The organism is Pseudonocardia sp. DSM 110487 (assembly GCF_019468565.1).
GTDB lineage: Bacteria > Actinomycetota > Actinomycetes > Mycobacteriales > Pseudonocardiaceae > Pseudonocardia.
Genome location: NZ_CP080521.1, coordinates 708,845 through 720,814, shown reverse-complemented (window position 1 = coordinate 720,814; position 11,970 = coordinate 708,845). Strand labels below are relative to the sequence as shown.

The window sequence follows — 11,970 nt, the reverse complement described above, 5'->3', positions numbered from 1 at the left end:
AAACAACCAGGTATAGGCTTGCCGCGTGGAACTCGGCCTGAGGGAACGCAAGAAGGCCCGCACGCGCCGGGCGATCTCGGAGGCGGCGATCGCGCTGTTCCTCGAGCGCGGCTACGACGACGTCCCGGTCGCGGAGATCGCCGAGGCCGCCGAGGTCTCGAAGCGCACCCTGTTCGCGTACTTCCCCACCAAGGACGACCTCGTCCTGCACCGGTTCGCCGACCACGAGGACGAGGCCGCCCGCGTCGTCCGCGACCGCGCCGCGGACGAGACGCCGCTCGACGCGCTCCACCGCCACCTGCGGGCCACCTTGAGTCAGCGCGACCCGATCACCGGCCTGTGCGACACCCCCGATGTCGTGGCGTTCCACCGGCTCGTCCGCGACACGCCCACGTTGAGCACCGCCCTGCTGCGCTTCCACTCCCGCGGCGTGGACGCGCTCACGTCCGCCCTGCTCGAGACGACCCGCGACGTCCCCCATCCCGAGCTCACCGCACGCCTGGCGGCCGGTCAGGTGCTCACGGTCCTGCAGGAGCTCGCCTCCGCCAACCAGCGCCGGATCAACGACGGCCACAGCGCCGACGCGCTTGCGCCGGTCGCACTGGCCGAGGCCGACCACGCGTTCGAACTGCTACGCACGGGCCTCACGCCGTACACCTGACGACCAGGCGAGCACTCCGGTGGTCGAGTAGGACCGGCGCGCTACTCGACCTGCGGGAGGCCGACCGTGCACGACGCCCTGAGCAGCGCCTCGACCATGGCGTGTACCGCTGCTGCGACCCGCTTCCCCTCTCCTCGCTCGAACAGCCTCAGGACGGGACCGCTCTGCAACGCACCGAGCAGCACGTCGGCCGCAGCCTCGGCGTCGAGGTCAGGGCGCTCCGCGGCGATCAACGCCTGCACGTGGGCCCACCACGCCTGATGGAGCGGGTGGCCGTCGGCGTGGTCGGGGTCCGGCCGGGGCGCCGCGGTCACGGCGTGCCCCAGCGCGGCCAGCAGACCCTTGTTGCGGGCGACCAGGTCGACGATCGCGTCGAAGAACGCGAGCAGTCGCTCCCCGGCGGGGGCGCCGGGGCCGAGCGGTGGCGGCCCGTTCTCGACGGCGTCGTGCAGCGCATACGCCCGCTCCTGCATCAACGCCGTCATCAGACCGAGGCGGCTGCCGAAGCGGTGGAACACCGTGCCCTTCCCGACGCCCGCCGCCGCGGCGACCTGCTCCATCGAGATCTGTTCCGGCCGGAACCGGGCGAGCAGCTCCTCGGTGGCCAGCAGGATCGCACGCCGGTTCCGCGCGGCATCGGCACGTTCGGCCACCGCGTACTCCTCACTCGACAACTGGACTGGCGGTCCAGTACGGTTCGAACTTGACCGCTGGTCCACATTATCTCGGGGAGGAACCATGCGCAGGGTGCGCTACTACGAGTACGGCGACCCGGACGTGCTCACGCTGGAAGAGGCGCTCGTTCCCGAACCGGGCCCAGGCCAGGTCCGCCTGCGATCGGAGGTGATCGGCGCGAACTTCGTCGACACCAAGTTCCGCCGGGGTACCGGCGGGATCTTCCATCGCCCGCTGCCCGGGATCCTCACCGGTGACGTGGTGGGCACGGTCGTCGCCGCCGGCGACGGGGTTGACACGGGCCTACTCGGGAAGCGGGTCGCGAGCCTCGTCGAGGACGCGTTCGCCGACGAAGTGGTGGCCGATACCGCGTGGCTCGCCCCCGTGCCCGACGACGTGGACGACGCGATGGCGAGCATGCTGCCGATGGGCGGGCCGGTCGCACTCGGCGCGCTCCGACTGGGACGCCTCGCTGCGGGCGAGACCGTGCTCGTCCACGCGGCCGCGGGCGGGATCGGGCACCTCGCCGTCCAGCTGGCGAGGCTGCACGGTGCGGGAACGGTGGTCGCCACGGCGAGCTCAGCCGCCAAGCTCGACTTCGTGCGCGGCCTCGGGGCCGACGTCGCCATCGACTACACCGACCCCGACTGGCCGGAACGCGTTCGCGCCGCAGTGCCCGGCGGGGTGGACCTCGTGCTCGACTCCGTGAGTGGTCCCATGCTGGAGCGCACCATCGACCTGCTCGCTCCGCTGGGCCGGGTGGTCGTCTACGGCGCGGCGGGCGGGGAGCCCGGTGCCGTGCCCGCGACCCTCTACGCCCTGCGTTCCATCGTCGGGTTCTCCCTGCTGGCCTGGCGCGCCGCACGCCCAGAGCTGGCGAGGGCGGACGTGACCGATGTGGCCGAGCACGCCGCGGCCGGGAAGCTGCACACGGCCGTGCACGCACGGCTCCCGCTCACCGAAGCGGCGAAGGCACACCAGATCCTGGAGGGCCGGGAGCAGCTCGGCCGGGTGCTACTGGTCCCCTGAGCGCTGCGCGCGTCGGCTGAGATCCTCGCACGCTCCGCGGACACCGCGAGGACGGCAATCGGCGCGCGTTCCTACCGGCCGAGACCCTCCACGACCTCGGCGCCGGGCAGCCGGGCCGCCAGCTCACCGGGTAGGGCGAGCTTGGAGCCCCGGATCCCGCTGCCGATCACGACGGATGAGGCGGCCGCGACCGCGGCGTCGACGAGGAGCGGCCAGCCATCGGGAAGGCCGATGGCGGTGATGCCGCCGTACTCCATGCCGGTGTGCTCGACCGCGTCGTCCATCGGCGCGAACGAGGCCTTGCGGGCGTTCAGCCGCTTGCGGACCAGCCCGTTGACGTCGGCGCGCGTGGTGGCGAGCACGAGGCACGCCGCGTAGCGGGTGTCCTCGCCGCGTCGGCCTGCCACGACCACGCAGTTGGCCGAGCGGTCGAGCGGCGACGAGTACGCGGCGCAGAACTGCGCCGTGTCGGCGAGCCCCGGGTCGATCTCCGCGACACCGACGAGCGCGGCGTCGGCCGGGTCGAGCGCCTTGAGCGCGATGACGACGGGGTCGCCAAGGAGGTCGGGCCGATCGAGTGCGGGAACCGCCTGCAGCGTGCCGAGGACTGACCAACCGGTCACCAGCGCTGCCCACCACCTTGCACGCCGACCACGGCCGGCTTGACGTCGACGATGTAGACCAGCACCGCGACGAGCGCCGCCAGCCAGAACAGGGCTCCGGTGCCGAGCGGGCCGCCCTGGAAGAAGATGAGCACCAGCGCGCTGGCCCCGGTGATCCCGAGCCACGCGGGCTTCGTGAGCTTGTCGGCCGCCGTGAACGCCTCGGCACGCTGCATCAGGGCGTGGACGAACGCGTAGCCACCGACGGGGATGGCGGCCAGCCAGATGGCCCACAGCACCCAGCCGTCGAGGTTATACAGCAGGCTCACACACCCAGAGTACGTGTGATCAGTGTCGGGGCACATCCCCGGGCCGGTTCAACGGTCACCGGCGCCCGGCCACCGACAAGGGCAGATGACAGACCAGTGCCCCCGAGGCACGGGAGCCCTCGGGAGCACTGGTGTGTCGGCAGCGGATCAGCTGCTGGACTTGGAGCCGTTCGCGGAGTTGTTCCGGCGCGCGGCCGGCTTGCTCGCGCCCGACGCCGGCTCGGCCTTCGGGGCGGTCCGGTTGGCGGCCCGGCGAGTGGTGCCGCGCGTCTCACGCGCGGCCTCGGTGCCCGCGTCCGAGATGGTCTCGGCGGCCTCGGTGCCGGCCTGCTCCACGGTCTTCGAGGCGTCCTTGCTCAGCTCGGTGACCGTGGCGGCCGCGCGGCCGGTGAACCGCTGCGTGGCCTTGGCGATCCGCTCCCCGGTGGAGCGGGTCTGCGTGCTGACGGTCGTGAGCGCCTTCTCGGTGGCGTCACGCGCGTCGTCGACGATGTTGTCGACCCGGGAGTCGAGCTGGCCGGTGTAGCTCTCGAGGCGAGCGATGGCCTCCTTGACCTGCGGCTGCTTGCGGATGCGGCCCCAGGTCTGCTCGCCCTGCTTGGCGAAATCGGCGTACGTCTTGCCGGCCTGCTCACGCAGCTCGGCGACCGCCTTGCGCAGCTCCTCGCCGTTCAGGTGCTGCGGCAGCTCGGCGACCCGGTGCTGCACCCCCTCGACGGCCTTGGACACGGCGTTGACAGCCCGGTCCCCGACGCCCAGTACGGCGAGCAGCGGCGTACGCGCGACCTCGGCACGCTCGGCGGCGACCTTGGCCGCGTTGTGGCGAGCCTTGCGAACGTCGGCGGTGGTCGGAAGCTCCACGGCCATGATGATCACTCCTCTGGTGGCGACGAGTCGTGCTCCCGCCTGAATGACTGGTAGATGTCGAGGAGCACCTGCTTCTGGCGCTCCGTCAGGCCCGGATCCGCGAGCACGGCGTCGGTGACGGCGCTCGCGGGCTTCTCATCGAGGATCCCGGCCTTCACGTACAGGGCCTCCGCGGAGATCCGCAGACCTTTGGCGATCTGCTGGAGGATCTCGGCGGACGGCTTGCGCAGCCCCCGCTCGATCTGGCTGAGGTAGGGGTTGCTGACGCCGGCGGCGCGTGCGAGCTGCCGCAGTGACACCTGCGCGCCCTCCCGCTGGCTGCGGATGTAGGTGCCGATGTCGTCGACGGCCTGACCGACGGCGTGCCCCGCCTGCTCGACCACGTGGCCCACCTGCTCGACCGCGTGCCCGACGCGCTCCCCCGGGCCGGTATCACCCGGCTGGGAGGGCCGCTCCGTCGCTGCCACTCGCGCTCACCTCCGTGCGTCTCCACCGAACGTACGCCGCAGTGCTAGCTCTTGCAAGCACCCAGCTTGCGCTGGTGGATGACGCTCCCCACACCCGGATGAGCGGCTATCCGACCGTTGCCGCGACCCGGGGGGTAGGGACAGCCCTGCCTCACAGATCCGAGTGGACCCGGTGGTTTCGGCCCGTCAGGCCAGAAAGGCTCATCGGCATGGTTCTGGTGCAGGATTCGAGGAATGCCCCACCGCGGAACGCGGTGGCGTTGGCCGAGGTGTCGAAGGTCTACCCGGGTCAGGTTGCCGTACGCGCGCTGGACCGGGTGACCGTCGGGTTCGCTCGGGGATCCTTCACCGCGGTGATGGGCCCGTCCGGCTCGGGGAAGTCGACGCTGCTGCACTGCGCCGCCGGGCTGGACCGCCCGAGCGGCGGGCGCGTGCTGCTCGCGGGCCAGGACATCGGCGACCTTCGGGAACCGAAGCTGACGATCGTCCGGCGCAAACACGTGGGGTTCGTCTTCCAGTCGTTCAACCTCATCGACGCGCTGTCGGTGTGGGACAACGTGCTGCTGCCCCAGCAGCTCGCGGGTGTCCGGCCCGACAAGGCATGGGCCCGCGAGGTGCTGGCGCGGGTCGGCCTGGCGGGACGGGAGAAGGCGCGGCCGGGCGAGCTGTCGGGCGGTCAGCAGCAGCGGGTGGCGCTGGCCAGGGCGCTCGCCGCGCGCCCCGAGGTGATCTTCGGCGACGAGCCGACCGGGGCGCTGGACCTGTCCACCGGCCGCGAGGTGTTGGCGCTGCTGCGCCGGTTCGTCGACGACTTCGGCGCGACGATCGTGATGGTCACGCACGACCCGGGCGCGGCGTCCTGGGCCGACCGCGTGGTGTTCCTCGCCGACGGCCGGCTGGCCGGGGACCTGTACTCACCCACGGCCGCCAAGGTGGCCACTCGCATGATGGAGCTCACCCGATGATCAAGCTGGCCACAGCGACCGTGCGACGGCGCCGCAGCGCGTTCGTCGGGACGTTCCTCACCGCGTTCCTGGCCGTCGCCCTGATCACCGGAAGCGGGCTGCTGCTGTCCTCGGTGCTCACGGCGGGCCCGGGCGCGGACCGCTTCGCCACCGCCGACGCGGTGGTCGCCGGCCCCCGGGCGGTGGTACTGACCACCGAGGAGGACAAGGGCGACAAGGTCAAGGTGAAGACCAAGAGCGAGCGGCTGACGGGCGCGCCCGCGCTACCCGCCGAGCTGACCCGCGCGGTCGCCGGCATCCCGGGGGTGTCATCGGCCGTGCCGGACGCGGCGTTCCCGGTCGGTCTCGACGTCGCCGGCGCCCCGGTGCGTGCGCCCGAACGCGCCGCCGTGGTCGCGCACGGCTGGTCGTCGGCGGCGTTGACCCCGTACGAGCTGCAGGCCGGCGCGCCGCCCGCGCGGGGCGAGGTGGTGCTCGACGGCGCACTGGCAGGCGGCCTCGAGGTCGGGCAGGCCGTGCGGGTCACCAGTAAGACCGGCGTCCGGGACCTCCGACTGGCTGGCGTGGCCGCCGGGAACGTGCCGGGGCAGGCCGCCGTGTTCGTCGCCGACGAGCAGGTCGGCGAGCTGTCCGGGCTGTCCGGGCCGACCGCTGTCGCCGTGCGGATCGCCCCCGGCGCGGAACGCGACACCGTCGTCGCCGCGCTGCAGGAGCGGGTCGCCGGTGTCGCCGGCGTCCACACGGGCCCCGACAAGTCCACAGCGGACCTGCCCGGCGCGGCGCCGGACTACATCGGCGCGATCTCGATCTTCGGGTTCGTGCTGGGGATCACCGGGTTCGCCGCGGTGTTCGTGCTCACCGGAACGGTGTCGCTCGCGGTCCGCCAGCGGCTGCGCGAACTGGCCCTGCTCCGCACGGCCGGCGCGACCCCGCGCCAGCTCCGGGCGATGCTCGGCGTGGAGATCGGGATGGTCACGCTCGTGGCCGCGGTGCCGGCGCTGCCGGCCGGCGTCGTCGTGGCGTACCTGGTGGCCGCGCGGTTCCGCGACCTGGGCGCCGTGCCCCCGCAGTTCGCCGTGGCGCTGAACCCGCTGGTGCTGATCGCCGCCGTCGTCGTCGGGCTGCTGGTGACCCTGCTCGCCACGGCCGTGGCGTCCGGTCGGGCCGTCCGGATCGCGCCGGCCCAGGCGCTGCGGGAAACCGTCGCCGCCTCGGGCGCCGGTTGGAGGCTGCGCGTCGCCGCCGCGGCGGTGCTGGCCGGCGGCGCAATGGCGGTTCTTGGCCTGGTTCCGATGGGTGGGCCGCTGGGCATGGGGATGGGCTTCGTGTCCTGCGCCCTGCTGCTGTGCGCCGCGGCCGCGCTCGGGCCGATCCTGGTCGGCGCGCTCACGTCGGCGGTGTCCCGTGTGGTGGGGGCCGGTGTACTGGGCCGGGTGGCCGGGGCGATGACCCGGGCGGAGAGCCGCCGGGTCGTCGGCGTGGCGATCCCGCTGACGCTGATGTTCGCGATCAACGCCACGATGCTCCTCAACGGCGACATCCTCACCCAGGTCACCGGCGAGCAGCAGACTGCCCGCACCGCTCCGGCGATGGTCCGCGTCGCCGCCACGAACGCTCCCGGCCTTCCGCTCGACGTGGCCGCGCAGGTGACGGCCGTTCGCGAGGTGACCGGGTCGGCCGCGACGATCGGCACGCGCGTGGTCGTCGATCTCGGCGGAAAACCGGAGGACTACCCGGCACAGGGCCTGCGGGCGACCGGCGAGTCCGCCCTGGATCTCGGGGTCTCGGACGGGGACCTGGGCGCGCTGGACGCGGACACGGTGGCCGTCAGCGGGCCCCTCGCCGCGGAACGCGGCTGGCACGTCGGCGACCGGCCGGACTTCTGGCTGGCCGACGGCACCCGCGTGCCGCTGACGGTGGTCGCCGTGTTCGAGCGGTGGCGCGGGTTCGGCGAGCTGGTGCTGCCGGCCGAGCTGGTGGCCCGGCACGATCCCCGCGGGCTGGTCGGCGCCCTCTACCTGCGCGGCGAACCCGGGGTGCGCGCTGCGGTCGCCGAGCGGTGGCCCGCGCTGGCCGCGACCGACGCCCGCGACCCGCGCGGCGGCACCGCCGACGTGCAGAACCAGCAGGCCGCCTGGGAGCTGATGGTCGTCATCTCGCTGGGGTTCACCGCCATCGCGGTGGTGAACACGTTCGCCATCGCCACGGGTGCCCGCCGCCGCGAGTTCGCCGACCTCCGGTTGGCCGGCGCAACCGCACGGCAGCTGCACGGCATGCTCGGACGGGAGACGCTGATCACGGTGGCCGTCGCGCTGGTGCTCGGCTGCCTGATCAGCGGGGTCGTCGTGGGCGCCTTCAGCGTGGCGCAGGACGGGCAGTGGCGGCTGTTCGCCGATCCCCTGCGCTACGCGGGCATGGTGGCGGGCGTCGCGCTGCTCGGCGTGGTCGCCGGGGCGGTGCCCGCCCGGCTGGTGGTCAACCGCCGGTCGCTTCCCGGCCTCGGCGACTAGGTTCTCCAGGTGTTCGCCCGCGCGGCCAGGGACCTGGCCCACCTGCTGACCGGCGTGTTGATCGGACCGGCCGCGTTCATATGGGTCCTGTTCACCACGCTGGCCAGCGGCCTGTTGTCGGTGACCTACCTCGGCTCGCCCCTCTTCCTGGCCGTCACGTGGGTGACCCGCCGGATCGCCCACCTGGAGCGGCTGCGGGCGGGGGCGCTGCTGGGCCGGCCGATCCCCGATCCCTACGAACCCGGGGTGGGCGCGAACCCCTGGGCGCGGGGCCGCGATCTGCTCCGTCAGCCGGCGACGTGGCGGGACCTCGCATGGCTGGCGCTGCTGTTCCCGCTCGGGCTCGCCTGCGGGATCCCAGGCGTGGTGATCGCGATCCTCGACCTCGCCACGATCGCCGCGCCCACCTGGCTGTGGGCCGTGCCCAACCCACACCTGCCCCCGCTCGTCGATGCGCTGTTCCACACGGTCCCGGGCCGGCTCGCACTCAGCGTGCTCGGACTCGCGCTGGCCTTCCCGGCCTGGTGGCTGGTCCGCGTGCTTGCGATGGCGCAGGCCCGGGTCGCGGAGCGGCTGCTCGGGCCGGGCCCCCGGCAGCGCCTCGAGAAACGAGCCACCGAGCTCGCCGTCACCCGCCGCCGGGTCGTGGATGCGCAGGCCGCCGAGCTGCAGCGCATCGAGCGCGACCTGCACGACGGCGCTCAGGCCCGCATCGTCGCGGCCGGGATGACGCTGGCCCTCGCCGAGCGCCGGATGCGCGTCGAAGGCAGGCAGGAGGACCCGCTGCGCGACGACCTGCTCACCGCCCGCAGGCAGCTCGACGACGCGCTCGCCGAGCTGCGCAGGCTGGTCCGCGGGATCCACCCACCGATCCTGACCGACCGTGGCCTCGCCGCGGCGCTCACCGCACTGGCAGGCGACGCGCCGCTCACCGTCGTGGTGCGCGCCGACGACGTCGGCGCCCTGGCCCCCGCGGTGGAGTCGGCCGCCTACTTCGTGGTCGCGGAGACGCTGGCGAACGCCATCAAGCACGCCGAGGCCGACGAGTGCGTCGTGGCCGTCACCCGCCGCCCGGACGGCATGCTGTCCGTGCAGATCCGCGACGACGGGCACGGCGGCGCGGACCCGGACGGGTCCGGCCTCGACGGGCTACGGCGCCGCGTCGAGGCACTCGACGGCAGGATGCAGATCACCAGTCCACCCGGCGGTCCGACCGTCGTCCACGCGGAGCTGCCATGCGCATCGTGATCGCCGAAGACCTGCTCCTGCTCAGGGACGGCCTGATCCGGATCCTCACCGACACCGGGCACACCGTGGTCGCCGCGGTGGACAACGCCCCCGACCTCGAGAGCGCTGTGCAGGAGCACCGGCCCGATCTGTCCATCGTGGACGTGCGAATGCCGCCCGGGTTCCGGGACGAGGGACTGCGGGCCGCCCTCGCCATCCGCAAGCGCGAACCGAAGGCGCCGATCCTCATCCTGTCCCAGTACGTCGAGCGCACCTACGCCGCCGAGCTGATCGCCGACGGCAACGGCGCGGTCGGCTACCTGCTCAAGGACCGCGTGACCGCGCTCGACGAGTTCCTCGACGCGATCGACCGGGTCGCCGCGGGCGGCACCGCAATGGACCCCGAGGTGATCCGGCAGCTGTTCGCCCGCAACAACCGCGACCAGGGCATCACCGCACTCACCGCCCGTGAGCGAGAGGTGCTCGCGCTCGTCGCGCAGGGCCTGTCCAACTCGGCCATCTGCGCCGAGCTCGTGCTCGCCCCACCCTCGGTCGAGAAGCACATCACCAACATCCTCACCAAACTGGAGCTGCCACCCGCCGACGACACCCACCGCCGCGTCCGAGCGGTCCTCGCCTACCTCAACCATTGAGAACGGCGAGGTCGAGTCGACCGAGGCGATGCGGCTCCGCGACCACCTCGATCTCGGTGACGGCCCCCTCGATGATCGTGAAGGTGAGAACGAGGCGGAGCCGGCCGCCGGGCGCCATCGCGAGTCCGACCGCCCCGTCGACCAGCGCCGGTCCGGTGAACAAGGCGCGGTTCATGGCGGCCATCGCGCCCTTGGCCACCGGGTGGGCGCCGCGGATCACAACGGGTTCGGGCGCGCCGACGGCCACCTTGTCGGCACGGAGCACCACATCGGGGTGGAGCAGGGTGATCAGCGCCTCGAAGTCCCCGCCGCGAGTGGCGGCGAGGAATGCCTCGACGACGTGCCGTCGGTCGGTGAGATCGGCGTCGGGTGCCGGGGCGGTCCCCGTGACCCGGCGGCGGGCGCGGCTGGCGAGCTGCCTCGTCGCGGCCGGGGACTTCTCGAGCATCGGGGCGATCTCGTCGAAGGGCATGGCGAACATGTCGTGCAGCACGAACGCGAGGCGCTCGGCCGGCTGCAGCGTGTCGAGCACCACCAACAGCGCCACCCCGACCGAGTCGGCCATCAACGCGTCCTGCTCGGGGTCACCCCCGGCCCCATGGGCGATGACCGAGTCGAACTCCCGCAGGTCGATCGGCTCCTCGCGCCGGTGCCTGCGCGAGCGGAGCAGGTTCAGGCACACCCTGGCGACCACCGTGGTCAGCCAGCCCCCGAGGTTCTCCACACTGCTGGTGTCGGCGCGATCGACACGCAGCCAGGCCTCCTGGACGGCGTCGTCGGCCTCGGCGAGCGAGCCGAGCATCCGGTAGGCCACCGCGTGCAGATGGGGTCGGTGGTCCTCGAAACGCTCGGTCAGCCATGCGCGTTCGTCCACCGCGTCACATTCCTTCGTCGCCGGGGTTCAGGGCAGTAGATCGACAGAACCGGGAGATCGACTCCCGGACCGGGCAAGTCCGTTTGGAGAAGCGATGAACGACGAAGCATTGTCCGGTCGAGAGATCATCGTCGAGTCCTTCGGCGGGGTCGAGGTACTCCGGTTGAGGGAGCGGACCTTTTCCGCTCCCCCGCCCGGCCACGCCCGGGTTCGGACAGTCGCGATCGGCGTGGGCTTCACCGATCTCATGGCGCGCCGTGGGGACTACCTCCTGCAACGCAAGGTGCCGTTCACGCCCGGCTACGAACTGGTCGGCGAAGTGGTCGACCACGAGGAGCTCGAACCGGGGACGCTCGTGGCGGCCGCGCTGCCGAAGATGGGCGCCTACGCCGACTACGTCGTCCTGCCGTCCTGGTTGCTGGTCCCCCTTCCGGACGGCCTCGATCCGGCTGTCGCGGCCACCGTCCCACTCGACTACCTAACCGCGCTGAGCATCCTCGAGACCCACGCACAGCTCACCACCGGCGACACCGTGCTCATCCACGGAGCCTCTGGGGGCGTCGGCCAGGCGTTGAGCCAGCTCGGACGGCTCAAGGGGCTGCGCATGTACGGCACCGCCTCGGCGGCGGGCAGCGACGAGCGGCTCGCACGCTACGGCGTCAGCTTCATCGACTACCGGCATCAGGACTTCGCCGCCGTCATCGCCCAACGCGAGCCCGACGGGATCAGCGCCGTCTTCGACCACATCGGCGGGGCGAACATCCGCAAGGGGTACCGGCTACTCGCCAGGGGCGGCGTGTTCGTGAGCTACGCGTTCGCCGGCCGCCCTGGCCACATGGTCGCCGACACGGTTCGCGGCGCCCTGCGGGTCAACCTGCTGAACCTGCTGCCGGGCCGCCGCACGGCCGTGTGCATGCTGCCCAAAGAGATCAAGTCGAACCACGACTGGTACCGCCACAGCCTGCGCCGGCTGCTCGAGCAGGTGCACGCCGGCGAGCTCGAGGTTGCACCCGGCGCGACCTTCCCACTCGCCCAGGCAGCCGATGTGCACCGCGCACTCGAACGCCGCGAAATCAACGGCAAGGCCGTGCTCACCACGAAGTGATCAGGC

The 11,970-nt window shown here is 72.6% G+C and carries 13 protein-coding genes; 7 read left to right on the top strand and 6 right to left on the bottom strand.

Going from position 1 to position 11,970, the window contains the following annotated elements:
• The first annotated feature begins 25 nt into the window (after positions 1–25).
• Positions 26–661 (top strand): TetR/AcrR family transcriptional regulator, encoded by a 636-nt coding sequence (locus K1T35_RS03260; protein ID WP_220258702.1) that lies wholly within the window; start codon positions 26–28, stop codon positions 659–661.
• A gap of 41 nt (positions 662–702) precedes the next feature.
• On the opposite strand, the gene K1T35_RS48665 is transcribed toward K1T35_RS03260, so the two are convergent.
• Entirely contained in the window at positions 703–1,314 is a 612-nt protein-coding gene (locus K1T35_RS48665; protein WP_255621536.1) for a TetR/AcrR family transcriptional regulator, read from the bottom strand.
• Positions 1,315–1,399: 85 nt separating this feature from the next.
• Between K1T35_RS48665 and K1T35_RS03250 the strand changes: the two genes are divergently transcribed.
• Positions 1,400–2,365: a zinc-binding dehydrogenase gene (locus tag K1T35_RS03250; protein ID WP_255621535.1), complete on the top strand. Its 966-nt coding sequence runs from the start codon at positions 1,400–1,402 to the stop codon at positions 2,363–2,365.
• A gap of 71 nt (positions 2,366–2,436) precedes the next feature.
• Here the strand turns inward: K1T35_RS03250 and K1T35_RS03245 are convergent, their stop codons facing one another.
• The 4 genes from K1T35_RS03245 to K1T35_RS03230 all read right to left on the bottom strand — a co-directional run bounded on the left by K1T35_RS03245 (position 2,437) and on the right by K1T35_RS03230 (position 4,555).
• The gene (locus K1T35_RS03245) at positions 2,437–2,988 is read right to left on the bottom strand and encodes a YbaK/EbsC family protein (RefSeq protein WP_220258701.1); all 552 of its coding nucleotides are present in this window, start codon (positions 2,986–2,988) and stop codon (positions 2,437–2,439) included.
• A complete protein-coding gene (locus K1T35_RS03240; RefSeq protein ID WP_255621534.1) occupies positions 2,985–3,296 on the bottom strand; it encodes a DUF2516 family protein in 312 nt (103 codons plus the stop codon). Before K1T35_RS03240 ends, K1T35_RS03245 begins: the two co-directional genes overlap by 4 nt.
• Before the next feature lie 147 nt (positions 3,297–3,443).
• Positions 3,444–4,163: a hypothetical protein gene (locus K1T35_RS03235; RefSeq protein ID WP_220258699.1), complete on the bottom strand. Its 720-nt coding sequence runs from the start codon at positions 4,161–4,163 to the stop codon at positions 3,444–3,446.
• 5 nt (positions 4,164–4,168) lie between these two features.
• Positions 4,169–4,555, bottom strand: coding sequence for a helix-turn-helix domain-containing protein (locus tag K1T35_RS03230; RefSeq protein ID WP_220262358.1), 387 nt, complete (start codon positions 4,553–4,555; stop codon positions 4,169–4,171).
• Positions 4,556–4,839: 284 nt separating this feature from the next.
• On the opposite strand from K1T35_RS03230, the gene K1T35_RS03225 reads away from it, so the two are divergent.
• Genes K1T35_RS03225 through K1T35_RS03210 form a run of 4 tightly spaced genes read left to right on the top strand, consistent with a single transcriptional unit; the run spans position 4,840 to position 9,985 of the window.
• On the top strand, positions 4,840–5,595 hold the full coding sequence (locus K1T35_RS03225) for an ABC transporter ATP-binding protein (RefSeq protein WP_220258698.1): 756 nt from the start codon (positions 4,840–4,842) through the stop codon (positions 5,593–5,595).
• Positions 5,592–8,105: an FtsX family ABC transporter permease gene (locus tag K1T35_RS03220; protein WP_220258697.1), complete on the top strand. Its 2,514-nt coding sequence runs from the start codon at positions 5,592–5,594 to the stop codon at positions 8,103–8,105. Before K1T35_RS03225 ends, K1T35_RS03220 begins: the two co-directional genes overlap by 4 nt.
• Before the next feature lie 9 nt (positions 8,106–8,114).
• The gene (locus K1T35_RS03215) at positions 8,115–9,353 is read left to right on the top strand and encodes a sensor histidine kinase (protein WP_255621533.1); all 1,239 of its coding nucleotides are present in this window, start codon (positions 8,115–8,117) and stop codon (positions 9,351–9,353) included.
• Positions 9,341–9,985 (top strand): response regulator transcription factor, encoded by a 645-nt coding sequence (locus K1T35_RS03210; RefSeq protein ID WP_220258696.1) that lies wholly within the window; start codon positions 9,341–9,343, stop codon positions 9,983–9,985. Before K1T35_RS03215 ends, K1T35_RS03210 begins: the two co-directional genes overlap by 13 nt.
• Here the strand turns inward: K1T35_RS03210 and K1T35_RS03205 are convergent.
• Positions 9,975–10,859, bottom strand: coding sequence for a sigma-70 family RNA polymerase sigma factor (locus K1T35_RS03205; RefSeq protein WP_220258695.1), 885 nt, complete (start codon positions 10,857–10,859; stop codon positions 9,975–9,977). The two genes, K1T35_RS03210 and K1T35_RS03205, sit on opposite strands and share 11 nt — an antisense overlap.
• Positions 10,860–10,953: 94 nt before the next feature.
• Between K1T35_RS03205 and K1T35_RS03200 the strand changes: the two genes are divergently transcribed.
• A complete protein-coding gene (locus K1T35_RS03200; RefSeq protein WP_220258694.1) occupies positions 10,954–11,964 on the top strand; it encodes a zinc-binding dehydrogenase in 1,011 nt (336 codons plus the stop codon).
• Positions 11,965–11,970 lie beyond the last annotated feature (6 nt).

Coding starts and splice junctions, on each gene's coding strand:
- K1T35_RS03220 (WP_220258697.1), top strand. CDS start 5,592: ATGATCAAGCTGGCCACAGCGACCGTGCGACGGCGCCGCAGCGCGTTC.
- K1T35_RS03200 (WP_220258694.1), top strand. CDS start 10,954: ATGAACGACGAAGCATTGTCCGGTCGAGAGATCATCGTCGAGTCCTTC.
- K1T35_RS03250 (WP_255621535.1), top strand. CDS start 1,400: ATGCGCAGGGTGCGCTACTACGAGTACGGCGACCCGGACGTGCTCACG.
- K1T35_RS03225 (WP_220258698.1), top strand. CDS start 4,840: ATGGTTCTGGTGCAGGATTCGAGGAATGCCCCACCGCGGAACGCGGTG.
- K1T35_RS03210 (WP_220258696.1), top strand. CDS start 9,341: ATGCGCATCGTGATCGCCGAAGACCTGCTCCTGCTCAGGGACGGCCTG.
- K1T35_RS03235 (WP_220258699.1), bottom strand. CDS start 4,163: ATGGCCGTGGAGCTTCCGACCACCGCCGACGTTCGCAAGGCTCGCCAC.